Annotated in this window: 25 protein-coding genes and 2 tRNA genes; 12 read left to right on the top strand and 15 right to left on the bottom strand. The window is 31.4% G+C overall.

Features of this window, described 5'->3' with window-relative positions:
* The first annotated feature begins 3 nt into the window (after positions 1-3).
* The 7 genes from lpxD (at position 4) to fabG (ending at position 6,664) form a co-directional block, all read left to right on the top strand.
* On the top strand, positions 4-1,044 hold the full coding sequence (lpxD, locus tag C8N26_RS07630) for a UDP-3-O-(3-hydroxymyristoyl)glucosamine N-acyltransferase (protein ID WP_120186771.1): 1,041 nt from the start codon (positions 4-6) through the stop codon (positions 1,042-1,044).
* A complete protein-coding gene (locus tag C8N26_RS07625) occupies positions 1,037-2,428 on the top strand; it encodes a bifunctional UDP-3-O-[3-hydroxymyristoyl] N-acetylglucosamine deacetylase/3-hydroxyacyl-ACP dehydratase (RefSeq protein ID WP_120186770.1) in 1,392 nt (463 codons plus the stop codon). The genes lpxD and C8N26_RS07625 overlap by 8 nt, the downstream gene beginning before the upstream one ends.
* A 1-nt stretch (position 2,429) precedes the next feature.
* Complete coding sequence (lpxA, locus tag C8N26_RS07620; protein WP_028891927.1) at positions 2,430-3,215, top strand: acyl-ACP--UDP-N-acetylglucosamine O-acyltransferase; 786 nt, start codon at positions 2,430-2,432, stop codon at positions 3,213-3,215.
* A 46-nt stretch (positions 3,216-3,261) separates the two neighbouring features.
* The gene (efp, locus tag C8N26_RS07615) at positions 3,262-3,828 is read left to right on the top strand and encodes an elongation factor P (protein ID WP_028891928.1); all 567 of its coding nucleotides are present in this window, start codon (positions 3,262-3,264) and stop codon (positions 3,826-3,828) included.
* Between the two features lie 42 nt (positions 3,829-3,870).
* On the top strand, positions 3,871-4,791 hold the full coding sequence (locus tag C8N26_RS07610) for a UDP-3-O-(3-hydroxymyristoyl)glucosamine N-acyltransferase (RefSeq protein ID WP_120186769.1): 921 nt from the start codon (positions 3,871-3,873) through the stop codon (positions 4,789-4,791).
* 72 nt (positions 4,792-4,863) lie between these two features.
* The gene (gene sucD / locus C8N26_RS07605; protein WP_028891930.1) at positions 4,864-5,736 is read left to right on the top strand and encodes a succinate--CoA ligase subunit alpha; all 873 of its coding nucleotides are present in this window, start codon (positions 4,864-4,866) and stop codon (positions 5,734-5,736) included.
* 181 nt (positions 5,737-5,917) lie between these two features.
* Complete coding sequence (gene fabG, locus C8N26_RS07600; RefSeq protein WP_028891931.1) at positions 5,918-6,664, top strand: 3-oxoacyl-[acyl-carrier-protein] reductase; 747 nt, start codon at positions 5,918-5,920, stop codon at positions 6,662-6,664.
* A 291-nt stretch (positions 6,665-6,955) separates the two neighbouring features.
* On the opposite strand, the gene C8N26_RS07595 is transcribed toward fabG, so the two are convergent.
* From C8N26_RS07595 to C8N26_RS07570, 6 genes are all read right to left on the bottom strand, one after another.
* Entirely contained in the window at positions 6,956-7,381 is a 426-nt protein-coding gene (locus tag C8N26_RS07595) for a helix-turn-helix domain-containing protein (RefSeq protein ID WP_120186768.1), read from the bottom strand.
* A gap of 645 nt (positions 7,382-8,026) precedes the next feature.
* Positions 8,027-11,695, bottom strand: coding sequence for a phosphoribosylformylglycinamidine synthase (gene purL / locus C8N26_RS07590; RefSeq protein WP_120186767.1), 3,669 nt, complete (start codon positions 11,693-11,695; stop codon positions 8,027-8,029).
* 108 nt (positions 11,696-11,803) lie between these two features.
* Positions 11,804-13,270: a S41 family peptidase gene (locus C8N26_RS07585; RefSeq protein WP_120186766.1), complete on the bottom strand. Its 1,467-nt coding sequence runs from the start codon at positions 13,268-13,270 to the stop codon at positions 11,804-11,806.
* A gap of 78 nt (positions 13,271-13,348) precedes the next feature.
* Positions 13,349-14,146 carry a carboxypeptidase-like regulatory domain-containing protein gene (locus tag C8N26_RS07580; protein ID WP_120186765.1) on the bottom strand — a complete coding sequence of 266 codons (798 nt, stop codon included), beginning with the start codon at positions 14,144-14,146 and terminating at the stop codon, positions 13,349-13,351.
* A gap of 126 nt (positions 14,147-14,272) precedes the next feature.
* Positions 14,273-14,359: transfer RNA gene (locus C8N26_RS07575), tRNA-Leu, on the bottom strand.
* Positions 14,360-14,394: 35 nt separating this feature from the next.
* Positions 14,395-14,470 (bottom strand) — tRNA-Lys (locus C8N26_RS07570).
* A 107-nt stretch (positions 14,471-14,577) separates the two neighbouring features.
* Between C8N26_RS07570 and C8N26_RS07565 the strand changes: the two genes are divergently transcribed.
* The gene (locus C8N26_RS07565; protein WP_028891936.1) at positions 14,578-15,096 is read left to right on the top strand and encodes a shikimate kinase; all 519 of its coding nucleotides are present in this window, start codon (positions 14,578-14,580) and stop codon (positions 15,094-15,096) included.
* Here the strand turns inward: C8N26_RS07565 and C8N26_RS07560 are convergent.
* Together C8N26_RS07560 and C8N26_RS07555 are read right to left on the bottom strand one after the other, a co-directional pair.
* The gene (locus C8N26_RS07560) at positions 15,088-15,591 is read right to left on the bottom strand and encodes a phosphoribosyltransferase family protein (RefSeq protein WP_028891937.1); all 504 of its coding nucleotides are present in this window, start codon (positions 15,589-15,591) and stop codon (positions 15,088-15,090) included. The two genes, C8N26_RS07565 and C8N26_RS07560, sit on opposite strands and share 9 nt — an antisense overlap.
* A gap of 26 nt (positions 15,592-15,617) precedes the next feature.
* Entirely contained in the window at positions 15,618-16,007 is a 390-nt protein-coding gene (locus C8N26_RS07555; RefSeq protein WP_120186764.1) for an RNA-binding S4 domain-containing protein, read from the bottom strand.
* Between the two features lie 79 nt (positions 16,008-16,086).
* Between C8N26_RS07555 and C8N26_RS07550 the strand changes: the two genes are divergently transcribed.
* On the top strand, positions 16,087-16,956 hold the full coding sequence (locus tag C8N26_RS07550; RefSeq protein ID WP_120186763.1) for a peptidylprolyl isomerase: 870 nt from the start codon (positions 16,087-16,089) through the stop codon (positions 16,954-16,956).
* A gap of 56 nt (positions 16,957-17,012) precedes the next feature.
* Here the strand turns inward: C8N26_RS07550 and C8N26_RS07545 are convergent, their stop codons facing one another.
* The 5 genes from C8N26_RS07545 to smpB form a co-directional block, all read right to left on the bottom strand.
* Positions 17,013-17,624 (bottom strand): porin family protein, encoded by a 612-nt coding sequence (locus C8N26_RS07545; RefSeq protein ID WP_120186762.1) that lies wholly within the window; start codon positions 17,622-17,624, stop codon positions 17,013-17,015.
* Between the two features lie 108 nt (positions 17,625-17,732).
* Complete coding sequence (locus C8N26_RS07540; RefSeq protein WP_120186761.1) at positions 17,733-18,683, bottom strand: transketolase family protein; 951 nt, start codon at positions 18,681-18,683, stop codon at positions 17,733-17,735.
* A 54-nt stretch (positions 18,684-18,737) separates the two neighbouring features.
* Positions 18,738-19,319, bottom strand: coding sequence for a Maf-like protein (locus tag C8N26_RS07535; RefSeq protein WP_120186760.1), 582 nt, complete (start codon positions 19,317-19,319; stop codon positions 18,738-18,740).
* Complete coding sequence (locus tag C8N26_RS07530; protein ID WP_120186759.1) at positions 19,306-20,202, bottom strand: UbiA prenyltransferase family protein; 897 nt, start codon at positions 20,200-20,202, stop codon at positions 19,306-19,308. The genes C8N26_RS07535 and C8N26_RS07530 overlap by 14 nt, the downstream gene beginning before the upstream one ends.
* Before the next feature lie 3 nt (positions 20,203-20,205).
* Positions 20,206-20,661, bottom strand: coding sequence for an SsrA-binding protein SmpB (smpB, locus tag C8N26_RS07525; RefSeq protein WP_028891944.1), 456 nt, complete (start codon positions 20,659-20,661; stop codon positions 20,206-20,208).
* A 120-nt stretch (positions 20,662-20,781) separates the two neighbouring features.
* Here smpB and C8N26_RS07520 point away from each other — a divergent pair, with 120 nt between their 5' ends.
* Entirely contained in the window at positions 20,782-21,417 is a 636-nt protein-coding gene (locus C8N26_RS07520; RefSeq protein ID WP_120186758.1) for an OmpW/AlkL family protein, read from the top strand.
* Positions 21,418-21,551: 134 nt separating this feature from the next.
* Positions 21,552-22,277, top strand: coding sequence for a DUF6503 family protein (locus tag C8N26_RS07515; RefSeq protein ID WP_120186757.1), 726 nt, complete (start codon positions 21,552-21,554; stop codon positions 22,275-22,277).
* A 63-nt stretch (positions 22,278-22,340) separates the two neighbouring features.
* Here C8N26_RS07515 and C8N26_RS07510 read toward each other — a convergent pair whose 3' ends face one another.
* Together C8N26_RS07510 and clpB are read right to left on the bottom strand one after the other, a co-directional pair.
* Positions 22,341-22,769, bottom strand: coding sequence for an Hsp20/alpha crystallin family protein (locus C8N26_RS07510; protein ID WP_120186756.1), 429 nt, complete (start codon positions 22,767-22,769; stop codon positions 22,341-22,343).
* Positions 22,770-22,896: 127 nt separating this feature from the next.
* Entirely contained in the window at positions 22,897-25,509 is a 2,613-nt protein-coding gene (clpB, locus tag C8N26_RS07505) for an ATP-dependent chaperone ClpB (RefSeq protein WP_120186755.1), read from the bottom strand.
* Positions 25,510-25,662: 153 nt separating this feature from the next.
* Here clpB and ytxJ point away from each other — a divergent pair, with 153 nt between their 5' ends.
* Complete coding sequence (gene ytxJ, locus C8N26_RS07500; RefSeq protein ID WP_120186754.1) at positions 25,663-26,055, top strand: bacillithiol system redox-active protein YtxJ; 393 nt, start codon at positions 25,663-25,665, stop codon at positions 26,053-26,055.
* Positions 26,056-26,096 lie beyond the last annotated feature (41 nt).

The raw sequence follows: 26,096 nt of genomic DNA, 5'->3' as shown, positions 1-26,096 counted from the left end.
TTAATGAAATTTACAGCAAAACAAATAGCCGATATTTTAGAGGGTGAGATTGTAGGAAACCCAGAAGCTGAAGTATCTAAACTTTCCAAGATAGAAGAAGGTGCCTTGGGGTCATTAACCTTTTTATCTAATCCGAAATATAATTCATATATATATTCAACAAAAGCGTCTGTAGCTATTGTTAATAAAAGTTTTGTTCCTGAAAAGGAAATAGAAACTACCTTGATTAAGGTTGAAAATGCGTATAAATCATTTTCAAAGTTATTAGAGTTTTATAATGAAGTGAAAAATAATAAAGTAGGAAGAGAAAATCCTCACTTTATGGCGGATTCTGTAACCATTGGAGACAACGAATATATTGGAGCTTATGCTTATATAGGCGAAAACGTAGTGCTAGGCAATAACGTGAAGATTTATCCTAATTCTTATATTGGTGATAATGTAGTTATTGGAGATAATACGGTTGTTTTTGCTGGGGTAAAGATTTATTCTGAAACTATAATAGGAAAGAATTGTAAGATTCACTCAGGAACTGTAATAGGCGCAGATGGTTTTGGTTTTGCACCAGATGAAAATGGAGAGTATAAAGCAATTCCACAAATTGGAAACGTTATCATAGAAGACAACGTTGATGTTGGTTCAAATTCTACTATTGATAGGGCTACTTTAGGTTCTACGATTATCCGTAAAGGAGTAAAGTTAGATAACCATATTCAAATAGCTCACAATGTAGAAATAGGAAAAAATACCGTAATAGCTTCTCAAACAGGAATTGCAGGATCTACCAAAATAGGAGAAAATTGTATGATTGGAGGTCAAGTAGGTATTGTTGGACACATCACAATTGGAGATAATGTAAAAATCCAAGCACAAGCAGGAATAGGAAAAAGTTTAAAAGATGGCGAAGTTGTTCAGGGATCTCCTGCCTTCGGATATTCTGACTATAGTAAATCGTATGTACACTTTAAAAACTTACCAAAGTTAGCATCTACAATACATAAAATAGAAAAAGAGTTGAATGCTCAAAAAGTAAACAATGAGTAAGAAACAAAAAACAATACAAAACGAAATAACATTATCAGGCGTAGGATTACACACAGGTAATGAAGTTACAATGGTTTTTAAACCAGCACCAGAAAATCACGGATTTGCTTTTAAGCGTGTTGATTTAGAAGGTGAGCCAGTTATTGAAGCAAAAGCTGAGTACGTAACAAATACACAAAGAGGTACTAACCTTGAAAAAAACGGAGTTCAAATTCAAACATCTGAACACGTATTAGCAGCTGCAGTAGGTTTAGATATAGATAATTTACTTATTGAAGTTAACGCTTCAGAGCCACCAATTATGGATGGTTCTTCAAAGTTTTTTATTGAAGCTTTAGAAGAAGCTGGAATAATAGAGCAAGAGGCAGAAGTAGAAGAATATGTTGTAAAAGAAATTATATCATATAAAGATGAAGTAACTGGTAGCGAAATTATTTTAATGCCAGCTGATGAATACCAAATTACTACAATGGTAGATTTTGGAACTAAAATTTTAGGAACTCAAAATGCTACTTTAGATAAAATTTCTGATTTTAAAGAAGAAATTTCAGCAGCAAGAACATTCAGTTTTTTACATGAAATTGAAATGTTACTAGAAAATGATTTAATTAAAGGAGGTGATTTAAATAATGCTATTGTTTATGTTGATAAAGAATTGTCAGACAGTACAATGCAAAAGCTTAAAAAAGCCTTTAATAAAGAAAATATTACCGTAAAACCTAATGGGGTATTAGATAACTTAACACTACATTGGGCTAATGAAGCTGCACGTCATAAGTTATTAGATGTTATTGGTGACTTAGCCTTAACAGGAACTCGTGTTAGAGGTAAAGTAATTGCTAATAAACCTGGGCACTCAGTAAACACTACATTTGCTAAAAAGTTGGCTAAAATCATTAAGCAGGAAAAGAGAAACAATGTTCCTACTTATGATCTAAACCAGCCACCATTAATGGATATTCATAAAATTATGGATATTTTACCTCATAGACCACCGTTTTTATTAATTGATAGAATTATAGAGTTGTCTGATAAGCACGTTGTAGGGATGAAAAATGTTACGATGAATGAAGATTTCTTTGTAGGACATTTTCCAGGAGCACCTGTAATGCCAGGAGTTTTACAAGTAGAGGCAATGGCACAATGTGGAGGAGTTTTAGTATTAAACACGGTTCCAGATCCTGAAAATTACTTGACATATTTCATGAAAATGGACAATGTAAAGTTTAAACAAAAAGTATTACCAGGAGATACATTAATATTTAAAAGTGAGTTAATTACACCTATAAGAAGAGGTATTGCTCATATGCAAGCATATGCTTATGCTAATGGTAAGCTGGTTTGTGAAGCAGAATTAATGGCTCAAATTTCAAAAGTAAAATAATATGAATCAACCACTTGCGTACGTACACCCTCAAGCAAAAATAGCTCGTAATGTAGTTATTGAACCTTTTACAACCATTCATGCAAATGTAGAAATTGGTTCAGGAACCTGGATTGGTTCTAACGTTACAATTATGGAAGGTGCGCGAATCGGTAAAAACTGTCGAATTTTTCCAGGAGCAGTAATCTCTGCAATTCCTCAGGATTTAAAATTTAATGATGAAGAAACCACTGTAGAAATTGGGGATAACGTTACTATTAGAGAGTGTGTTACCATTAACAGAGGTACTTCAGACAGAATGAAAACAGTTATTGGCGATAATTGCTTAATTATGGCATATTGCCACATAGCTCACGATTGTAAAGTGGGAGATAATTGTATTTTTTCAAATAATTCTACCTTAGCAGGTCATGTTACAATTGGAGATAATGTAGTTTTAGCAGGTATGGTAGCTGTACATCAGTTTGCCTCTGTAGGAAACCATGCTTTTGTAACTGGAGGATCTTTAGTTCGTAAAGATGTACCTCCTTTTGTTAAAGCAGCTAGAGAGCCGTTATCGTATGTGGGTATTAATTCTGTTGGATTACGTAGAAGAGGTTTTACAACCGAAAAGATTAGAGAAATTCAAGATGTATATCGAATCTTATTCCAGAAAAACTACAATAATTCACAAGCGATAGATATTCTTGAAGCTGAAATGGAAGCTACTTCGGAGCGAGATGAAATCATTCAGTTTATCAAAGATTCGCATCGTGGAATAATGAAAGGATATTTTAAAGCAAATTAATTAGAAAAATTGCACTCGATAGAGCAATTATAAAGATCAAAAATAAATGGCAACAACATCAGATATTAAAAAAGGATTGTGTATAAAGTTTAATCACGATATCTACAAAGTTATAGAGTTTTTACATGTAAAACCTGGTAAAGGTCCAGCTTTTGTGCGTACAAAATTAAAAAGTGTTACTACTGGAAAAATTTTAGACAACACATTTTCTGCAGGACATAAAATTGAAGACGTTCGTGTTGAAACTCATAAATTTCAGTACTTATATCCAGAAGGAGATACTTATCACTTTATGAATACTGAAGATTATAATCAAATTACACTTCAAAAATCAGTATTAGATGCTCCAGATTTAATGAAAGAAGGAGAAGTTGTTACGGTTTTAATTAATACTGAAGATAATATGCCATTATCTGTAGAAATGCCATCACATGTTATTTTAGAAATAACACATACAGAGCCAGGTGTTAAAGGTAATACAGCAACAAACGCTACGAAACCTGCAACTGTTGAAACTGGTGCTAGGATTAATGTTCCTTTATTTATTAATGAAGGAGACAAAATAAAAATCGATACAGAGAAAGGCGCATATACAGAGCGTATAAAAGAATAAATTTAATATTCCCGCTCTTTTAGCGGGAATTTCTTTTTAAAGATGAAATTCAAACAGCCTCAAACTTTAGAGCAAATAGCTACTTTATTAAATGTAGAATTTGTAGGAGAAAACGATTTTCCTATTACAGGAATTAATGAGATTCATGTAGTAGAAAAAGGAGACATCGTTTTTGTAGATCACCCTAAATATTACGATAAAGCATTAAATTCTGCAGCAACTACTATTTTAATTAATAAAAAAGTAGATTGTCCTGAAGGAAAATCATTATTAATCTCTGATGATCCTTTTAGAGATTTCAATAAAATAACAAAGCATTTTAATCCTTTTATTGCTTCAAAAAGTAGTATTGCTGAATCAGCCATTATAGGCGAAGGTACAATTATACAACCAAATGTTTTTATTGGTGAAAATGTAACGATTGGTAAAAATTGTTTAATTCATGCCAATGTAGCAATCAATAACAACTGTGTAATAGGTGATAATGTTACAATTCATGCCAATACAGTTTTAGGAGGAGACGCTTTCTACTACAAAAATCGACCAGAAGGATTTGATAAATTAATTTCAGGAGGTAGAGTAGTACTTGAAGATAATGTAGATTTAGGAGCTTCGTGTACAATTGATAGAGGAGTAACAGGAGATACATTAATAGGTGCAGGATCAAAAATTGATAACCAAGTTCATATTGGTCACGATACTGTAATAGGTAAAAAGTGTTTAATAGCAGCTCAAACAGGTATAGCTGGTTGTACTGTTATTGAAGATGAAGTAACAATTTGGGGTCAAGTAGGTATTATTAGTGGATTAACTATTGAAAAAGGTACCGTTTTAATGGCGCAAACAGGAGTTACAAAATCCTTAAAAAAAGGAGTATACTTCGGAACACCACAGCGTGAATACCGTCAAACTCTTAGAGAAGTCATCTATTTAAAGAATGCAACAAATAATGAAAAAAAGTAACTTAAAATTAATTGTGAAAACACAATTAAAAAGTTATTTTTGTCTGTCTTAAAAAATAAAAAAAGCAAACCAATGAGTGTTTTAGTAAATAAAGATTCAAAAATTATAGTTCAAGGTTTTACAGGAAGCGAAGGAACTTTCCACGCTAGCCAAATGATCGATTACGGAACAAACGTAGTTGGAGGTGTAACACCAGGTAAAGGAGGTCAAGAGCATTTAGGAAAGCCTGTTTTTAATACAGTTGATGAGGCTGTACAAAAAGCAGGAGCAGATACTTCTATTATTTTTGTACCACCAGCATTTGCTGCTGATGCTATTATGGAAGCTGCTGAAGCAGGAATTAAAGTAATCATTTGTATTACAGAAGGAATTCCTACTGCTGATATGGTAAAAGTAAAAGCTTATATTGATCAATTAGATTGTACTTTAGTAGGACCTAACTGTCCAGGAGTAATTACTCCAGAAGAAGCTAAAGTTGGAATTATGCCAGGATTTATCTTTAAAAAAGGTAAAGTAGGTATTGTTTCTAAATCAGGAACTTTAACTTATGAAGCTGCTGATCAAGTTGTAAAACAAGGTTACGGAATTACTACAGCTATTGGTATTGGTGGAGATCCAATTATTGGAACTACTACTAAAGAAGCTGTTGAGTTATTAATGAATGACGATGAAACTGAAGCAATCGTAATGATTGGTGAAATTGGAGGTAACTTAGAAGCTGAAGCTGCTCGTTGGATTAAAGCTGACGGTAACCGTAAGCCAGTAGTTGGTTTTATTGCAGGTCAAACTGCTCCAGCTGGTAGAACAATGGGACACGCAGGTGCTATCGTTGGAGGTGCTGATGATACAGCTCAAGCAAAAATGAAAATTTTAGCAGAAAATGGAGTACACGTTGTAGAGTCTCCTGCTAAAATTGGAGAAATGGTAGCTAAAGTTTTAGCATAACAAACTACATACATATTAGAATAAATTCCCGTTTTTAACGGGAATTTATTTTTATATTTGAATCCAATAAACTACCCAGATGCAAATATTCTGGGGATTAAAAAAATTATGTAAGAATTTAGAGGCAAGCTTCGGGGAATAAAACCCTTGGCTATCGCCCTGCGATTAAAACAACTAATAAATGAAACTTTTAGAAAATAAAACTGCAATTGTTACAGGTGCTACCAGAGGAATTGGTAGAGGAATTGCCTTAGAGTTCGCAAAACAAGGATGTAACGTTGCATTTACTTATAGCTCTTCTGTTGAAGCAGCAACTGCTTTAGAAAATGAGTTGAAAGCATTAGGAGTAAAAGCAAAAGGATACCAATCAAATGCAGCCGAATTTGATGCAGCACAAGAATTGGCAAAAAACGTATTAGAAGAATTCGGAACTATTGATGTATTAGTAAACAATGCAGGTATTACAAAAGACAATTTGTTAATGCGTATTTCTGAAGAAGATTTTGATAAAGTAATTGAAGTAAATTTAAAATCTGTTTTCAATTTAACCAAAGCAGTTATTCGTCCAATGATGAAGCAACGTGCTGGATCAATTATTAATATGAGTTCTGTTGTTGGATTAAAAGGAAATGCAGGTCAAGCAAATTATGCAGCTTCAAAAGCAGGAATTTTAGGATTCTCAAAATCAGTAGCGTTAGAATTAGGTTCTCGTAATATTCGTAGTAATGTAGTTGCTCCAGGTTTTATTGAAACTGAGATGACTGCAAAATTAGATGAAAAAGTAGTTGAAGGTTGGAGAAACGAAATTCCTTTAAAAAGAGGAGGTACTCCACAAGATATTGCTAATGCATGTGTTTTCTTAGCATCAGATATGAGTTCATATATTACTGGTCAAACATTATCAGTTGATGGAGGAATGTTAACATAAAAATTAGCTTACATATAAAAGCAAAAAAGCCTGTATTATTTTTATAATACAGGCTTCTTCTATTTTAAGGGGTTGTGTTTGCTTGTTAAGGGGTGCAAGCGAGGGGTTTGTCTGGGGGACAAATTTCTAAACTCACAACTTAAAGGGGACATAAGTTTTAGGGGAGAGTTTAGTTTTTAATGATTCACAAAATTCAAACGATTTGTTGGGGGTTACAAATACTGAGGGGTTATTTGAATTTTACAATTCATTAAATTCTTTGGGGATTTTTTTAAGGAATCATTTATAGTATCATCTTTTTTTGTAATCTTCAAAGGTTCCATCATCATATAGAACCAAAATATTCTTTATTTCTCTAAAAGCAGCCGATTCTTTTGGCTTTATAGTACTCTCTGAGAATTTCGTATTTGGTTTTTTTTCAGGTTCTTGGTCAAATACTGTATTTTCAGCGAACAGAGAAGGAGTCTCATTTTTTTCTATTTTTATCTCTTTCTCTTGGTTTTGTGTATTTGGAGGAAAACTACCTTTACCATATACTAACCAATTTAGATCAACTTCTTCAAAAGCCGTTTCAACTTTTATAATAAAATCTAGACTTGGTTTATTTCTTCCTGATAGTAGGTGAGAAATGCTAGATCTTGGAACATCAATTTTATCTGCAAAGCTTGACGCCGATAAATTGTAATAATCTAATATCTTTTTTAATCTTTCTATCATTTGTTTACCGATGTAAACATTAGGGGTTGTTTACGATTGTAAATATATATCATTTTATAATTGTAAACAAGAAAAAATTAATATTTTTTCAAAATAATTTCAAACAAGACTATTAAATACTTTAATAAATAATATATAACTTGTTGCAATACAGTGTTTTAAGTATATAGTATAAAGAAAATTTATTCTTTTGATAAATATGCTTATTTACATATGTAATCAAGTCGTTTGATTAGATTATTAAGTTTATAAATGTAAAAACCTCTCTTTTTTAATAAACATAATGTACTTAAATAACTATTTATCCTTATTTAACAGGCATAAGCGTCAAATAAACGGCTTTAATATAAATAATAATGATACTACAGTGGTTTATGTTTAAATAAATATGAATCAGGATATAAACTTTATAATGCTTGTATAAGTACTTTAAATTACTTAAGGTTTAATTATATGCCTTTAAAATACTTATAGAGACATATTACTTACTTGGAATATAAGTTGAATAAGAAGAATATTACAAATGTTATCGCAATTTAATAGTTAACAAATGTAAAATATATATTTTTAGAGTTTACTTTTATAAAAAAAGAAAGCACCCTGTTTACAGAGTGCTTTTTTATTGTTGAGAAAGTAGTATTCTACTTATTTTTTATTCTCTATCCATTTTCTTGCATTTACAAAAGCTTCTAACCAAGGAGAAACTTCATCTTGTCTGTCTTGTGGATAATAAGCCCAATTCCATTGGAAAGTTGAACGTTCAATATGTGGCATTGTTACTAAATGACGACCAGTTTTGTCACACATCATTGCTGTGTTATAATCTGAACCGTTTGGATTATTAGGATATCCTTCATAACCATACTTAGCTACAATATTATAATTGTTTTCAGTTTCTGGTAAATTGAATTTTCCTTCTCCATGAGAAATCCAAACCCCTAATTCAGTTCCCGCTAAACTAGATAACATTACTGAATTATTTTCTTGAACTTTTACAGATGTAAACGAACTTTCGTGTTTCTTAGATTCATTATGAAGCATTTTACCATGTTCGTTATGTTCTGGATTAATTAATTCTAACTCCATAAACAACTGACATCCGTTACAAATACCTACTGAAAGCGTATCTTCTCTTTTAAAGAAATTTTTCAAAGCTGTATTTGCTTTTTCATTATATAAGAATGCTCCAGCCCATCCTTTAGCAGACCCTAAAACATCTGAATTAGAAAAACCTCCAACTGCTCCAATGAATTGAATATCTTCTAAAGTTTCACGACCAGAAATTAAATCAGTCATGTGAACATCCTTAACATCAAAACCAGCCAAATACATAGCATTTGCCATTTCGCGTTCTGAGTTTGAACCCTTTTCACGAATGATAGCAGCTTTTGGTCTGTTTGTTACAGTACCCACAGTATCAGCAAGCTTTCCTGTGAAATGAGTTGGGAATGTATATTGTAAAGGTTGATTCTTATAATTATCAAAACGATCTTTAGCTAAACCATTGGCTGTTTGTTTTTGATCTAATAAATAAGAAGTCTTATACCAAGTATCTCTTAGCTCAGCAACAGATAAAGCAAAAATATCGGTTCCGTTTTTAATATTTAATCTGTCAGATTCAGTTACCGAACCTATTTTGAAGAATTCAATATTATTTTCAGCTAGAGCTTGCTCTACAGAAGAATCCACTGATTGGAAAACAATTCCTGAGTTTTCAGCAAATAATAATTTAATACTGTCAGTTTCCTTTAAAGTAGATAAATCTAAATTAGCACCTACATTCACATCTGCGAAACACAATTCTAATAAAGTAGTAATTAATCCTCCAGATGCAACATCATGTCCTGCAACGATTTTTCCTTCTTTTATTAAACTCTGTAAAACATTAAATGCTGATTTAAAGAATTCATTATTAGCAATAGTAGGAGCAGAGTTACCTAATTTGTTTACTATTTGCGCAAACGAACTTCCTCCTAATTTAAATTCATCTTGTGATAAATTGATATAATAAATATCTCCTTTGTTTGGTTGTAAAACAGGTTCTACAACTTTGTTGATGTCGTTACAGTTAGCTGCAGCAGAAATAACTACAGTACCTGGAGAAATTACTTCTTCATTAGGGTATTTCTGTTTCATTGATAAAGAATCTTTTCCTGTAGGAACATTGATTCCTAAATCAATAGAAAACTCAGAAACAGCCTTTACCGCTTTGTATAAACGAGCATCTTCTCCTTCATTTTTACAAGGCCACATCCAGTTTGCTGATAATGAAACCGATTGTAAACCGTCTTTTAAAGGAGCCCATACAATATTGGTTAACGCTTCAGCAATTGAGTTTTTACTTCCTGCTTCTGGATCAATTAATCCTGAAATAGGAGAGTGCCCAATTGTAGTAGCAATACCTTCTTTACCCTTATAATCTAATGCCATAACACCTACATTGTTCAATGGAATTTGTAAAGAACCAACACATTGTTGCTTCGCCACTTTTCCTCCAACACAACGGTCAACTTTATTTGTTAACCAATCTTTACAGGAAACAGCTTCTAATTGTAAAACTTGTTCTAAGTAGTTAGTGAAATTTTCTTTAGAATACTCAACTTCAGCGTAATTACGATCTACGGTATTATCAGTCATAATCGTTTTAGGAGAACTACCAAACATATCTTCTAAAGCTAAATCCATTGGCTTGTTACCATTGGTTTTAGATTCAAAAGTAAAACGATGATCACCAGTAACCTCACCAACAGTATACATTGGTGAGCGTTCACGTTCTGCAATTTTATTAAGGGTTTCGATGTGCTTTTCAGCAATTACCAATCCCATACGCTCTTGCGACTCATTCCCAATAATTTCTTTATCAGATAGCGTAGGGTCACCCACTGGTAATTTATCTAAATCGATGTTTCCACCCGTATCTTCCACTAATTCTGATAAACAGTTTAAGTGTCCACCAGCTCCATGATCGTGAATAGAAACAATATAGTTTTCATCACTTTCTACCATACCACGAACGGCATTGGCAGCACGCTTTTGCATTTCAGGGTTAGAACGCTGAATTGCATTTAATTCAATTCCTGAAGAAAATTCTCCAGTATCAGCAGAAGAAACCGCAGCTCCTCCCATACCAATACGGTAATTTTCACCTCCAAGAATTACTATTTTATCTCCTTCTTGTGGAGTACCTTTTAAAGCTTGTTCTTTTTTACCATATCCAATTCCTCCAGCTTGCATAATTACTTTGTCGAAACCAAGTTTGCGAGCATCTTCTTCATGTTCAAAAGTTAAGACAGAACCACAAATTAATGGTTGTCCGAACTTATTACCAAAATCAGACGCTCCGTTAGAAGCTTTGATTAAGATATCCATTGGAGTTTGATATAACCATTTACGTTCATCCATTCCTTTTTCCCAAGGACGATTCTCCTCTAAACGAGAGTAAGAAGTCATATAAACAGCAGTACCTGCTAATGGTAAAGACCCTTTTCCTCCAGCTAATCTATCGCGAATTTCACCTCCTGATCCTGTTGCTGCTCCATTAAAAGGCTCTACAGTAGTAGGGAAGTTGTGTGTTTCAGCTTTTAATGAAATAACAGATTCAAACTCTTTTGTTTCGTAAAAATCTGGTTTATCTGCACTTTTTGGAGCAAATTGCTCCACTTTTGGTCCTTTTACAAAAGCAACATTGTCTTTATATGCAGAAACAATATCGTTTGGATTCTGCTTTGACGTTTCTTTAATTAACTTGAATAATGAAGTAGGCATTTCTTCTCCATCAATAACAAAAGTTCCATTAAAAATTTTATGACGACAGTGTTCTGAGTTTACTTGAGAAAATCCAAATACTTCAGAGTCGGTTAATTTTCTTCCAATTTTAGTAGCAACTTCTTCTAAATAAGTAACTTCTTCATTGCTTAAGGCCAAACCTTCTTGCTCATTGTAAGCAGCAATGTCATCAATCTCTAGAATTGGTTCAGGTTGAATATTGATAGTAAAAGTTTCTTGGTTTAATCCACTAAACTTTTGAGAAATCATTGGGTCAAAATCAGAAAAATCGTCAGCAATTGCTTCGAACTCTTCAATTCTGATGATTCCAGAAATACCCATATTTTGGGTAATTTCAACAGCATTTGTACTCCAAGGAGTAATCATAGCTGCTCTAGGCCCAACAAAAAAGGCGTCAAGAGACGCCGCATTTATTTTCGGTTGGTTGCCAAATAACCAGGTTAACTTCGAAATTGTTTCAGATGTTAATTCTTCTGTTGTTTGAACAGCAAAAACCTTGCTGTTTACGTTTCCAAAGAAATGAATCATTATTAGTTGTGTTTGTGTGTGTTTTTGAAAGGTGTAAATTTAGTTCTTTTGGATGAAATAGAAGCATAAAAAAAGCAGCAAAATTTTGCTGCTTTTAATAAGATAATTTTATTTGTTAAAGTAATGACTATCAATATACATTTCTTGTTCAAACTTGTTTGTTGATACATTTATATCAATACGTTCAAAACTTTTTACTTCGTATGTAGATTTTGCAGATAAACCTCTTATGTCATCCAAGGCTGTTTTAAGTACAATTTCATTTTCATCACCAAAAGGTAAGATGTTATCCCAATGTTTCCATTCTTCGATTAAGATATTAGGCTCAAATCCATTACCATAATCATTTTGACCAAGCTTATTATAGATTTGAAAAACAATTGGTTGCATAGCCATTTTATGAGAAGAATTAGCTGTGTTTACATTAGTATAGTCACTAGTTGGTGAGTCATATAATGTTATTGACCCTTCATTTTTTCCAACAGTTTTAGTTCCTACTACTTTAACATCAATAAAAGGACGTAATCCATTTATAATCATTTCACTAGCGGATGCAGTACTACCAGATGCTAAAACATATAATTTATTAATACCTGATAATCTATTAATTGTTTCTTCACTAGTCTTTTTTCCATCTACACCATAAACATTTAATGTATTATCAAAATAATAAGGATCATTATATTGAGAGTGTTTGCTGTTGAATTTTAATTCAGCAAACTTATCGCTTCCAGCTTCTGCATGTATCATACTTGCTAAATAAGCAGATGTTTCTACTGAGCCACCACCATTAATTCTTAAATCTAATACGAGTTCTTGAACCCCTGCAGACTTTAATTCACCAAAGGCAGTGTTTAATTCATCGTTATATGAAGATCTAAAACCATTGTAAACTATATACCCAACTTTCTTACCATTTACATTGTCAAACACCTTTGTTAAATGGACAGGGTTGTCTGATACTACTGCTTGTGAAATTGTTTTGCTTTCTTTAAAAGTTTGACCGTCTTTTTCTGTAAATGAAAACTCCGAAGTTTCTTGGTAATAACCGTTGAAAACGGTTTTATAATTATTCAAAGTCATTATTGTTCCATTGATAGCATTTATAATATCGCCTCTTTTGAATCCAGCTAGATCTGCAGGAGAGTTTTTAGAAACGTGTTGAATATACATTACTACAAAATCAGTTGTACCAACTCTGACTAAACTAGGTCTAAAACCAAAAGTTTTAGAAGTACCTTGGAATTGTTGTTGTTGAGCTACATAATCTTCAATAAACCAAGAGAAATCATCTTTTACATGTTTTAAACTTTCAAATAATGAGCTAGGAGTACTGTATGAGTTAAGGTAGGTATAGTAGTCATTTTTATTATCATCTTTACTATCTGCTAGATTAGGAACATCTCTTTGCCAGTTGTACCATGAGTTCATAGCTTTCCATACAAAGTTGTTGACTTCGTTGTTTAAAGTGACTTCTTCTACTCCTGGAGCTTCTTTTTCAGGAACTACTTCATTGTCTTTACTACAACTTAAAAATATAATAAACAGAAAAGATAGTAATGTGATTTTTCTCATTTTAAATGTAATTATTTATTAGTTATTAAACAATATAACAGATAATTTATGAAAAACCCTACCTTTTTAACATTAAAATTATTTTTGCTCAGGTATTCTGTTCCTTTCTATTTTCCCTTTTTTAACAGCTTTGTAATTTTCATAACAGTTTAAAACGGCTTCGATAAGTTGTAAATCACTAGCTTTTTTTATGAAATATTCAGAATAGTTACAATCAGAAAGTAGCTTGTTTAACTCAGTTCTGTCCATTTCTAAATATTCCATCATTACTTCTCTGTCAAATTTGCCTGCAAGCATTTTACGTAAATCATCTTCTTGCTTAAGCTTTTTTAGCTTCTTTAGTTGTTTAGGTTTGCTTCCGAAATGGTTATAAACCAAATCAACAGGATTTAATAATTTAGCTATAGGAGAGGATATCTTTTGAGGTTTTCCTACTTCATAGGTTTGTGGTAAACCGTTAATATGTATTCTTGTAAAACGATCTTTAGGTACTTGTTTTACATCAACTTCTAAAACTCCAATAAGTTCTGTAGACTTAATTACGACTTCTTTAACTTCTTCAGGCTTTTCTTCTAAAGAAATTACCACTTCATTTCCTTTTAAAAGGTCGTTTGTTACTTTAAGCTTTATAGAGGAATACCCCAAATAAGATACCAAAACAGTATCATTTGCTTTTGCAACAAGACTAAAGCTTCCTTGCTCGTTGGTAATTGTACCTACTACAGTATTTAAGTTTAGTATATGGGCGGCACTTAAAGGTTTTTTAGATTCAGAATCTATAATTTGTCCTTTAAGGTTATTATCTTGAGTGGTTTGAGCTATTGTTATTAATGACGAAACAAGAAGTAACAATAAAATGGTGTATTGTTTTTGCATAATGCAATAATAAGAATAAATAGATTTTGTTTAGTTAATTATCTGTGAAATTGATAAGAGAAGTGAGAATTACATTAATAAAATAAAAAAGCACAAACTTCTTCAAAAGTTTATGCTTTTTATTGTTGGTGCACATAAGAAGATTCGAACTTCCACATTCCTAAGAATACTGCCCCCTCAAGGCAGCGCGTCTACCAATTCCGCCATATGTGCTTAAACTAAAAAAGTTAAGCTTTCGCTTAACTTTTTGGTGACCGGGCTGGGGCTCGAACCCAGGACCCTCTCCTTAAAAGGGAGATGCTCTACCAACTGAGCTACCCGGTCATTGCTTCCTTGTGAAAGCGGTTGCAAATATACAACTGTTCTTTAAATGAAAAAAGCTTTTTTGTAATATTTTTTACAGATATTTGTAACTGCTTAATTACTAGTTTATGAAAATTGTATTATTGGGATATATGGCTAGCGGGAAATCGACAGTTGGTAGGATTTTAGCCGAAAAAATGCAGATTTCTTTTATAGATTTAGATGCGTATATCGAGGAAAAAGAGAAAATGTCGGTATCTGATGTTTTTAAAGAGAAAGGAGAAATTTATTTTCGTAAACAAGAACATATTTATCTAAAAGCTCTTTTAGATAAAAAAGAAGATTTTGTATTATCTTTAGGTGGAGGTACACCATGTTATGCAGGAAACATGAATGTACTATTAAGTTATGATGATGTGACTTCTGTCTATTTAAAAACTTCTATAAATACTATTATGGAAAGATTAGTGAATGAAAAAAGCCAACGCCCATTGGTAGCTCGCTTACATAAAGATGAATTGGCTGAGTTTATAGCCAAACACTTATTTGAAAGAAGCTATTATTACAATCAAGCTACTCATAAATTAGTAGTTGATAATAAAGATGTGAGAGAAACTGTAGAAGATCTTCAGTTTCTATTAACTTAAATAAGCAATAGTTTCATTTGATTTAAACTCAACAACTACATGTTCTTTAATAGAGGTAGATAAAGAAATACCTTTAAAGTCTGCTTTTACTGGATATTTTTTGTGATTTCTATTTACTAACACGGCGGTTTTAAATCTTTTTAAAGGAACTTCTAAAAAGTGTTTAACTCCATAAATTAAAGTAGTACCTGAGTTTAAAACATCATCAACTAATACTAATGCTTTATTTTTGTATTCGTCACTAGTTATAGAAGTTGTAATAGGGGTTGTAGGTTTTTTCTTATTGATAGAAACTTTACAAAGGGTAACTTGTAAAGGCGAGATTTTATTTACGGCATCAGCAATTTTTTCAGCAAGAAAAAAACCGTTATCAGCAATACCCGCAATAATAATTTCATTTTCATCACTATTACTTTCGTAGATTTGAAAAGCCATTCTACGTATTTTTTGCTCTATTTGCGTATTATTTAAGATGATATTGTTGGTGTTGGTCATTTTTTCTTTTAGTTTAAACAAAGGAATTACAAATTAACATCATTTTCTGCAGAATCATCGTAATAATCTTCAATATCACGACGATCTTTTTTGGTTGGACGTCCAGTTCCTTTTTTACGATAATAGTCTTTAGAGTACTTTAATAATTCAGTTTTTTCAAACTCTTCTTTAGGAGTTAAGTCTTTTCTATATAAATCAACCAATTTAGCACCCACACGGTTAGGAGGGATGTCTAAAATCTTTATTTTATAATTAATTTGATTTTTCCGAATAGTAATCTCTTCATTCCCAAAAACTTCTTTAGAGGGTTTTAAATTGGTTCCGTCAATCTTTACATGCCCTTTTTTACAAGCATCTGTGGCAATACTACGGGTTTTAAATAATCGGATACACCACAAATATTTGTCAATTCTCATATAAAAAGTTAATTTTTGTAGTTTCGTTTTTTACAAAGGTATAAAAATGGTAAATTGCGCGTTAAAATTTCAAAATTAAATGATAAAATTTAAACATTTATTTTACGTTGCCGTAGTGGGTACACTCTTATATGCTTGTGGTAGTGATAGTAATTCGATAATTGATAATTTTGATCATGAAGCTCAAGCAGTTAAAGATCAGGATTCTATAGTTAAATTCTTAAAAGCTCATTACTATAAGGATGCTGTAGATTCAATAAAACCATTGATAGATGGTGAAACAGCTTTGATTGATGATGTAAGATTAAAAAGTAGAGTGATAAATGAATATGATATTGATTACACTTACTATTACTTTGTAAAAGAAGAAGGAATTTCAGCAAAAGGCAACCCTTCTGTAGTTGATTCAGTTCTTACAACCTATAGATTAAGTTCTTTAGATTCTTCAAATAAGTTAACTAAAGTGCAAGATTTAACTAGAGCAACATGGTTTAACGCTAGTCAAATAGCTGTTAGAGGTTGGTTACATGCTTTTACTCATTTTGTTGGAGGAGAAAATGCAACAGGTAATGGTCCTATAACTTATAATGGAACAGGAAAAGGATTTTTCTTATTACCTTCAGGATTAAGCTATAGAAACGGAGGAAATTTACCTAATAAGAGTTTATTGTATATTATTGATTTATATGATATTGTTGAAGATACAGACCATGATCAAGATGGAATTCCTTCAATTTATGAAGATATAGATGGTGATGGTAAACCTTGGAATGATGATACAGATGAAGATAGAGTTTTAAACTTTTTAGATTCAGATGATGATGACGATGGTGTTTTAACCAAAGACGAAGATAAAAATGGTGACGGAGATCCAAGAAATGACTTTAACGATCCAAATAAACCAAATGTACCCGATTATTTAAATAGAGACATTAGAGTTAAATATTAAAACATAAAAAAAACCGAAGTTAAAAACTTCGGTTTTTTTATACCTGATTGATTGTTTTAGAATCTGTAAGAAAGACCTAAAATAATTTGGTTTACACGAGTGTCAAAATTTACATTACCAACATTAGAATCAACGAATGTAGCTTCAGTGTCAGATAAAGCTCTTTCCCAACGAACATCAAATCCTAATTTACCTAATTCAATACCTGCACCAAACTGCACTCCAACTGAGAATCCGTCAGAATCTACTTGTTTAAGATCTTCAATATTAAAATCAGAATCTAAAATATATTGAAAAGAAGGCCCTCCAAAAACATGTGCTACTTTTAAAAATTTAAATCCCACTAAAACAGGAATATCAATTTTTTGAAAATCATATGTGGTTGTTTTAGCTGTAAAACCTGCAGGTTCGTAAGAAACTTCATTACTTAATTGAGTGTACACAAGTTCAGGTCTTAAGTATAAATCTGTAACAGGTAAGTTTATACGTAACCAAGCACCTGCATGGAATCCTGTTTTACTCTTAGCTCCACTTAAAGCATCATTTTTTACATCAGAGAAAGAATCTGAGTTGTAGTTGATACCAGCTTTGATACCTCCTTGGATTTGACTTTGTGCTAATTGAACTACTCCTATAAAAAGGAAAATCATTAAAACTGCTTTTTTCATTTGTTTTAAATTTATTTATTAATAATTGGGGTTATACTTAAGTTTAGTACAAAAAAATACATCACTTTAAACCTAAAAAGTGATGTATTTATTGTAAGTATATTAAGTTTATTTTCTTGAAATAACTTTCTCCACTGCTTTAACAATGGCTTCATCATTTAATCCATACTTTTTCATTAACTCTGCTGGTGTTGCAGATTCTCCGAAGCTGTCATTTACAGCTACAAATTCTTGTGGAGTAGGGTTGTTAGTAGCTAAACAACGAGCAACACTTTCACCTAAACCTCCATATTTATTATGTTCTTCAGCAGTAACAACGCATCCTGTTTTAGCAACCGACTTTAAAATAGCTTCTTCATCTAAAGGTTTAATGGTGTGTATATTGATTACCTCTGCAGAAATTCCTTTTTCTTCTAATTGTTCAGCGGCTTGTAATGCTTCCCAAACTAAATGTCCAGTTGCTACAATCGTTACATCAGTACCTTCGGTAAGTTGAATTGCTTTACCAATTTCAAAAGGTTGATCAGTCATAAACACAGGAACACTAGGTCTTCCAAAACGTAAATATACAGGTCCTTCATGTTCAGCAATAGCTATAGTTGCTGCTTTGGTTTGACTATAATCACAAGTGTTAATTACTGTCATACCAGGTAACATTTTCATTAACCCTAAATCTTCTAATATTTGATGTGTTGCTCCATCTTCACCTAAGGTTAATCCTGCATGAGAAGCACAAATTTTTACATTTTTATCAGAATATGCGATTGATTGACGAATTTGATCGTACACTCGACCTGTAGAAAAGTTAGCAAATGTACCTGTAAAAGGAATTTTTCCACCAATTGTTAATCCAGCTGCAATTCCCATCATATTAGCCTCAGCAATTCCAACTTGAAAGAAACGTTCTGGGTGATTTTTAGCAAACTCATTCATTTTTAAAGAGCCTGTTAAATCTGCACAAAGAGCAACAACATTAGGATTTGTTTTTCCTAATTCGGTTAAACCGTCACCAAACCCAGATCGGGTATCTTTTTTTTCAGTATAAGTATATTTTTTCATCAGTTTGTGTTGTGTAAATACGTGTCAAAAATAATCTTTTATAAAAAGGTAGCCTTATAATTTTGATAATTCTTTGTAAAGTTTATGAACAGGAAATCCCATAACATTAAAATAACTTCCTTCAATCTTTGTAATGCCTATTTTACCAATCCATTCTTGGATTCCGTAGGCTCCAGCTTTGTCAAAAGGTTTGTAAGTCTTTATATAGTAATCAATTTCTTCATCAAGTAGTTCTTTAAATGTAACAATAGTAATGTCATTAATGATATTTTGAAAGGTTTTACTTGTAAGACATATTGAAGTGATTACCTCGTGAGTTGTGCCAGACAGCTCTTTTAGCATGTTAAAAGCTTCGTTATAGTTTTTAGGTTTTCCTAAAGCCTTGTTATTTAGCCACACAATAGTATCTGAAGTAATTAATAAATCATTTTCCTTTAATTCAGTTGAAAAAGGAGAAGCTTTTAGAGCAGCTAGATAATCTGTAATTTGTGAATGTTTTAATTCCTTTGGATATATCTCTTCTATATCTTTAGTTTTTATAGAAAAAGGTATATCTAAGCTTTTTATTAATTCTTGTCTTCTAGGTGAATTAGAAGCTAAAATTACATTGTATTTTGATAGTTTAGTAGATAACATGTTTAAAGTGATAAGCTATTAAAGGGATACTTAATAATGCTAGAAAAAAATTAAAATAACTGATTTTAATGAGTTGTTGATAGTTTTTTACTTCAGAAGCTTTCATTAAATGATATATGAAATACAAATCAGGAAGAACACCTAATAGCATTAAAGTTGTGAAAATAAATTTAGTATCAGAAAAAGTTATTGCTATAGAAAAAATAAAAAAGCAACCAATAATAGATAGGAGTAAAGCTATATTTCTAGCTCTTTTTCTTCCTAGTAAAATAGGAAGAGTACTTTGCTTGTTTTGATTGTCTTCATTTACATTAATTAAATCAATAATTATTTCAAAAACAATATTACTGAAAAAAGAAATTATTATATAAGCTATTGTAATTAGTTGAAGATTAAAAAATAAAGTCCATTGTTCTTGAGTTAAGTAAAGAGGACAATCAAACCATAATAAAGTTAATAAAGCAAAAGGTTTAAGAAAAGCAGTAACAATATTGCTTATAAACGTCTTTTTTATATTACTTTTTATGTAAAAATGAACAACTATAGGACAAATAATAAATAAGATTCCATTAAGAGGTCTTTCTATTTTAAAAGATAAAAGAATGCCTACAAAAACTCCAATAAAAGTAAGTAAAAATGAAAGCTTCTTTATTTTTTTAAGGTTTACTTTTGTTTTTTTATGTTGATTTCGAGTAATAAAACTCGTAATATATCCAGACGCTAGTAAAAGAGCACTAGCAATTGATAAAAGCCCTAAATCAAAAAAAGAAAGCGTTGTTTTAAAGCCATAACCATATAAAAAACAGAACTTAAATAAAAATAAAATAAAAACGAAGTATATGATTTTCTTCCACTGAATAATATTTAAGAAACTATTATTCATTAATTAAAAAGCCTTTTTAATTCTGGCTAAATCACGTTTAGTGTCACGGTCTTTAATGGTGTTTCTTTTATCGTGAGTTTTCTTTCCTTTGGCAAGAGCTATTTCTAATTTAGCCCATCCATTTTCATTTATAAACAAGCGTAAAGGAACAATTGTATTACCTTTTGATTCTACTTCTTTTTCAAGCTTTTTTAGTTCACGTTTGTTTAGTAATAAACGACGTTCGCTTTTTGGTTTGTGGTTGTAATGATGCCCAAAAGCATATTCTTCAATATACATGTTAACTACAAAAAGTTCTCCTTTGTCATTGAATTCACAAAAACTTTCAGTAATTCTAGCTTTACTTTGTCGTATCGATTTTATCTCAGTACCAGTAAGTTGTATTCCAGCTGTATACTTGTCAAGTATCTCGTATTCAAAACGAGCTTTTTTATTCTGTATGTTAATCTTTTTTTGCATAAGGAAACACAAATATAACCATAATTTTAAGTTGTTAAATAAAATTATTAAGCTATGATTTAAGTCATGTTTTAAGGGGAATTGCAAGGGTAATTTTGCTTAAAATTTAAACTTATAATCATGAAAAAAATTATATTAAGTGCTGTATTCGGAATCTTATTTTTTAGTAATGCAGCTGCACAAGAAACTACAAAAACAGATGATTTTAAAAAATGGCAAGCTCGTTTTAGATGGGTTAGTGTAATGCCAAATGAATCAGCTACAATAGGAACTATTGGTGGGGATGTTGAAATTAGTAAAAGTTTTATTCCAGAGCTTGATTTTACATATTACTTTACTAAAAACATAGCGGCAGAATTAATTTTAGGAACTACAAATCACGATGTAAAAGCAGTAGGAACAGCATTAGGAGATGTTAATTTAGGTGATGTTTGGTTATTGCCTCCAACACTAACATTACAGTATCACTTTAATCTAAGTGATTTTAAACCTTATGTTGGTGCTGGTGTAAATTATACTATTTTTTACAACGCTGATCCAGGTGCTGTGGTAGATGTAGATTATAAAAACGGATTCGGATATGCGTTACAATTAGGTTTTGACTATGACTTAAATGACACTTGGTTTCTAAACGTAGATGCTAAGTATATCGGGTTAAGTACTAATGTAACTGTAGATGCAGGTATTGCAACTGTTCCTGCTGAAGTAGACATCAATCCATTATTAATAGGTTTTGGTGTAGGAGTAAGATTCTAAACCAAGTTGAAAGCGAGCATTTTAAGAGCTGCAATTTTGCAGCTCTTTTTTGTTATTAACAGAATTTTAAAATGAATGTAATTGAATTCCTATAAATTTGCACGCAACACTATTTTTTAAAGAATCAAAATATTATGAAATACTTATATGTTTCACTATTGATATTATTAGTTTCATGTAAACCAAAATTTACAGCACAAGAAATAATAGATCAATCATTGGCATATTCTATGTCAAATAAGATAGGCGATGCAACTATTTCTTTTGCTTTTAGAAATAATAACTATAAAGCTATACGAAACAATGGAACTTTCGAGTTAACAAGAATTGTAAAAACCGATACTACAACTGTAAAAGATGTATTGTTTAATGACGGATTTAAACGTTTTATTAATGATAGCTTAGTTAAGCTTTCAGAAGAAGAAGTAAATAAGTATAGTAATTCGGTAAATTCTGTTCATTACTTTTCTGTGTTACCATTTGGGTTGAACGATAAAGCAGTTCGAAAGAAGTTGTTAGATCCAGTAACTATTAATGGAAAAGAATATTACAAAGTTAGAGTTACTTTTACTGAAGAAGGCGGAGGAGAAGATTTTGACGACGTATTTATTTACTGGTTTTCAAAAGATAATTTTCAGTTAGATTATTTAGCCTATAAATATCATACGAATGGAGGAGGAGTTCGTTTTAGAGATGTAAAAGAAGAAAAGTTAGTAAATGGAATCCGTTTTGTAGATTATAATAATTATAAACCTTTAGATAAGGATATAGATTTTTATAGCATAGATAAGTTATATGATGAAGGAAAGTTAAAGAAGCTTTCTGAAATTGTTTTAGAGAACATAAAGGTATCAAAATAATTAAAGGTAAAATAAAAAAGCAGCGTTTTAACGCTGCTTTTTTTGTTTGAGAAAGTTAATAATTTACTCAACCTTAATTAGTTTAGGAGTTTTTGACTTTAAAGCTTCTAATTTAGGAATACTAATTTTCAGCTCACCATTTTTATAGGTAGCCTTAATTTTTTCATAATCTACTATACCTTTAGGTAAAGTAAAACTTCTTTTAAAAGACATATAACTATATTCTTTTCGTGTATAGTTATCGTTAGTTTCTTCTTTGTCTTCTTTTTTTTCTGAAGAAATGGTTAAGATGTCATTTTCAATATTTATTTGAAAATCATCTTTATTCATTCCTGGGGCAGCTACATCAACTATAAATTCATTTTCATTATTTTTAATGTTTACAGCTGGTAAAGTAGTATTTGTGTCAGAGAAATTAGTAGAAGACCAGTCTCTAAAAAAATCATTAAAAACATTAGGTAATGCAGGAAAATCGGTGTTCTTTAATAACATAACTTTACAATTTTAGTTAAACATTGTTTTTAAAGAAATAAATCAAAAAAAATACCAATTTTAAAAAGTGTCATTTTTTCACTTAAGAGATGAAAAAATGACACTTTATGTTTTGATTTTTAACTACTTATAGTTGTTCGTTTTCAATCAAGTCAGATTGATTTCTAAAAACTAACTGATCATCAAAAGCATCTAATAAGATAATACTATCAGTAGTTACTTTTCCTGATAAAATCTCTTTAGATAATTGATTTAAAACCTCTTTCTGAATAACACGTTTTACTGGACGTGCACCAAACTCTGGTTGATAACCTTTTTTGGCTAAATAATCAATAGCTTGATTTGTAGCATCAAAAGTAATGTTTTGTTTCGCAATCATCTTTTTAACACTGTTTAATTGTAGTTTTACAATCTCTTTAATGTTTTCTTCTGAAAGCGGAGTAAACATAATAATATCATCAATTCTATTTAAAAACTCTGGTCTTACCGATTGTTTTAACAACCCTAATACTTCTGTTTTCGCTAAGCCCATAGTTGTATGGATGTCTCCTTTCATATTATCAAACTTCTCTTGAATAATATGACTTCCCATGTTAGAGGTCATGATGATGATGGTGTTTTTAAAATCTGCAACACGACCTTTATTGTCAGTTAATCTACCTTCGTCTAATACTTGTAGTAAGATATTAAAGGTATCAGGATGCGCTTTTTCAATCTCATCTAACAATACAACCGAATACGGTTTTCTCCTAACTGCTTCAGTTAATTGCCCACCTTCATCATAACCAACATATCCAGGAGGTGCTCCAACTAATCTACTTACCGAATGACGTTCTTGGTATTCACTCATGTCAATACGAGTCATAGCATTTTCATCATCAAATAAATATTCAGCAAGTGCTTTTGCTAACTCTGTTTTACCAACTCCTGTGGTTCCTAAGAACAAGAAAGAACCAATAGGTTTGTTAGGATTTTGTAATCCTGATCTTGAACGACGTACCGCATCAGAAACTGCTTCTATTGCTTCTTCTTGACCAACTACACGTCTGTGGAGTTCATCTTCAAGTTTTAATAATTTCTCGCGTTCTGACTGTAACATTTTAGTAACAGGAACTCCAGTCCATTTAGCAACTACTTCGGCAATATCGTCATAAGTTACCTCTTCTTTAATTAAAGAATTTTCTTGTTGGCTTGCTAAAACTTCTTGTTGTTTGTCAAGTTCTTCTTGCGCATCTTTTATTTTTCCATAACGTAATTCAGCTACTTTACCATAATCGCCATTACGTTCAGCTTTTTCAGCTTCAAGTTTGTAGTTTTCAATATCAGTTTTTAAACCTTGAATAGTATCTACTACACTTTTTTCTGATTGCCATTTTGCATTTATTTCATTACGCTCTTCTTTTAAATTGGCTAAATCAGCATTTAACGACTTCAACTTAGGTTCATCATTTTCACGTTTAATTGCTTCAATTTCAATTTCTAATTGCATTACTTTACGATCCAGTACATCTAATTCTTCTGGTTTAGAATTGATTTCCATACGCAACTTTGAAGCAGCTTCATCCATTAAATCAATCGCTTTGTCTGGTAAAAAGCGATTGGTGATATAACGTTGTGATAATTCTACCGCTCCAATAATAGCTTCATCTTTAATACGAACCTTGTGATGTGCTTCATATTTATCTTTAATACCACGTAAAATTGAAATAGCACTTTCGGTATCTGGCTCATCTACCATCACTTTTTGAAAACGACGCTCTAACGCTTTGTCTTTTTCAAAATATTTTTGATACTCGTCTAGGGTAGTAGCACCAATCGCTCTTAACTCTCCACGTGCTAAAGCTGGTTTTAAAATGTTAGCAGCATCCATTGCTCCTTGACCACCACCAGCTCCTACTAAAGTGTGGATTTCGTCAATGAAAAGAACAATGTTTCCTTCAGATTTAGAAACCTCTTTTACTACCGACTTTAAACGTTCTTCAAATTCACCTTTGTATTTTGCGCCAGCGATTAAAGCTCCCATATCCAAAGAAAAAATTTGTTTATCCTTTAGGTTTTCAGGAACATCCCCACGGATAATACGATGTGCTAATCCTTCTGCAATTGCAGTTTTACCTGTACCAGGTTCACCAACTAAAATAGGATTGTTCTTAGTTCTACGTGATAAAATTTGTAACAAACGTCTAATTTCTTCATCACGACCAATAACTGGGTCTAATTTCCCGTCTTGTGCTAACTGATTTAAGTTTTTAGCATACTTATTTAAAGAATTATAAGTTTCTTCCGCACTTTGAGAAGTAACACGGTTACCTTTACGTAATTCTTCAATAGCTGCAGTTAAACTCTTTTCAGTAACACCTTGATCTTTTAGAGCTTGAGCTATTTGACTTTTTGATTTGAAAATAGCTAAGATTAAGTGCTCAATAGAAACATACTCATCGTTCATTTTTTTGGCAATGATAGCAGCTTCGTTAAGTGTTTTATTAGCTTCACGAGAAAGCATTAAATCAGCTCCAGTAACTTTAGAAAAACTTTCTAGTTGCTTATCTAAAACTTGTTGTATAACATCAATATTAATGTTAAGTTTCTTTAAAATGAAAGGAAGCACATTTTCATCGACTAAAAATAGAGCTTTAAAAATGTGTTCGTTTTCTATAAGGTTGTTACCATAGCTTTGCGCTAATTGTTGCGCTTGCTGTACGGTTTCTTGTGATTTTATTGTATAATTGTTAAAATTCATATTGTTTATTTTTTCTCTGTAAAAGTCAAAATCAATACCATGTTAATTTTTGAATGTAAAAACGACATTTTGTCTCAAAAGCACAGATAAATACTGACTTTTTGACTGGTGAAAAATAGAGATAGTTAAAGTTGATATTAAATTAAGAAATATATGGGAATGTTGGATAGTTTTTTTGGAAATAAAAAAATAGATAAATCAGGTAAGGAGTCGTTTCTAAAATGGATTCCATTAACAACTATTGAGCAGCTAGAAACAATAAAAAATCAAGCTAAACATGAACCTGTGGCTATTTTTAAACATTCTACAAGGTGTGGTATTAGTAGTATGGTTATTAAACGTTTTGAAAATAGTTTTGATGAAGATTTGAAAGATTTAAAAGTGTATTATTTAGACTTGTTGAATTATAGAGATATTTCGAATGAAATTGCATCTCAATTTGATGTAGTGCACCAATCTCCTCAATTATTGGTAATTAAAAAAGGAGAGGTAGTGACACACGCTTCTCATTATGATATTTCTAAAGTAGATTTGAAAAAAATCTAAAAAAACTCTTGATTTTAGTGGGATTTCCTTAAATACCTCGT

This window comes from Tenacibaculum lutimaris (genome assembly GCF_003610735.1).
In the GTDB taxonomy this organism is placed as follows: Bacteria; Bacteroidota; Bacteroidia; order Flavobacteriales; family Flavobacteriaceae; genus Polaribacter; species Polaribacter lutimaris.
Note: the sequence above shows the minus strand (reverse complement) of the source record. Positions and strands in the feature narration are given on the sequence as shown.

Coding starts and splice junctions, on each gene's coding strand:
- lpxD (WP_120186771.1), top strand. CDS start 4: ATGAAATTTACAGCAAAACAAATAGCCGATATTTTAGAGGGTGAGATT.
- C8N26_RS07625 (WP_120186770.1), top strand. CDS start 1,037: ATGAGTAAGAAACAAAAAACAATACAAAACGAAATAACATTATCAGGC.
- lpxA (WP_028891927.1), top strand. CDS start 2,430: ATGAATCAACCACTTGCGTACGTACACCCTCAAGCAAAAATAGCTCGT.
- efp (WP_028891928.1), top strand. CDS start 3,262: ATGGCAACAACATCAGATATTAAAAAAGGATTGTGTATAAAGTTTAAT.
- C8N26_RS07610 (WP_120186769.1), top strand. CDS start 3,871: ATGAAATTCAAACAGCCTCAAACTTTAGAGCAAATAGCTACTTTATTA.
- sucD (WP_028891930.1), top strand. CDS start 4,864: ATGAGTGTTTTAGTAAATAAAGATTCAAAAATTATAGTTCAAGGTTTT.
- fabG (WP_028891931.1), top strand. CDS start 5,918: ATGAAACTTTTAGAAAATAAAACTGCAATTGTTACAGGTGCTACCAGA.
- C8N26_RS07595 (WP_120186768.1), bottom strand. CDS start 7,381: ATGATAGAAAGATTAAAAAAGATATTAGATTATTACAATTTATCGGCG.
- purL (WP_120186767.1), bottom strand. CDS start 11,695: ATGATTCATTTCTTTGGAAACGTAAACAGCAAGGTTTTTGCTGTTCAA.
- C8N26_RS07585 (WP_120186766.1), bottom strand. CDS start 13,270: ATGAGAAAAATCACATTACTATCTTTTCTGTTTATTATATTTTTAAGT.
- C8N26_RS07580 (WP_120186765.1), bottom strand. CDS start 14,146: ATGCAAAAACAATACACCATTTTATTGTTACTTCTTGTTTCGTCATTA.
- C8N26_RS07565 (WP_028891936.1), top strand. CDS start 14,578: ATGAAAATTGTATTATTGGGATATATGGCTAGCGGGAAATCGACAGTT.
- C8N26_RS07560 (WP_028891937.1), bottom strand. CDS start 15,591: ATGACCAACACCAACAATATCATCTTAAATAATACGCAAATAGAGCAA.
- C8N26_RS07555 (WP_120186764.1), bottom strand. CDS start 16,007: ATGAGAATTGACAAATATTTGTGGTGTATCCGATTATTTAAAACCCGT.
- C8N26_RS07550 (WP_120186763.1), top strand. CDS start 16,087: ATGATAAAATTTAAACATTTATTTTACGTTGCCGTAGTGGGTACACTC.
- C8N26_RS07545 (WP_120186762.1), bottom strand. CDS start 17,624: ATGAAAAAAGCAGTTTTAATGATTTTCCTTTTTATAGGAGTAGTTCAA.
- C8N26_RS07540 (WP_120186761.1), bottom strand. CDS start 18,683: ATGAAAAAATATACTTATACTGAAAAAAAAGATACCCGATCTGGGTTT.
- C8N26_RS07535 (WP_120186760.1), bottom strand. CDS start 19,319: ATGTTATCTACTAAACTATCAAAATACAATGTAATTTTAGCTTCTAAT.
- C8N26_RS07530 (WP_120186759.1), bottom strand. CDS start 20,202: ATGAATAATAGTTTCTTAAATATTATTCAGTGGAAGAAAATCATATAC.
- smpB (WP_028891944.1), bottom strand. CDS start 20,661: ATGCAAAAAAAGATTAACATACAGAATAAAAAAGCTCGTTTTGAATAC.
- C8N26_RS07520 (WP_120186758.1), top strand. CDS start 20,782: ATGAAAAAAATTATATTAAGTGCTGTATTCGGAATCTTATTTTTTAGT.
- C8N26_RS07515 (WP_120186757.1), top strand. CDS start 21,552: ATGAAATACTTATATGTTTCACTATTGATATTATTAGTTTCATGTAAA.
- C8N26_RS07510 (WP_120186756.1), bottom strand. CDS start 22,769: ATGTTATTAAAGAACACCGATTTTCCTGCATTACCTAATGTTTTTAAT.
- clpB (WP_120186755.1), bottom strand. CDS start 25,509: ATGAATTTTAACAATTATACAATAAAATCACAAGAAACCGTACAGCAA.
- ytxJ (WP_120186754.1), top strand. CDS start 25,663: ATGGGAATGTTGGATAGTTTTTTTGGAAATAAAAAAATAGATAAATCA.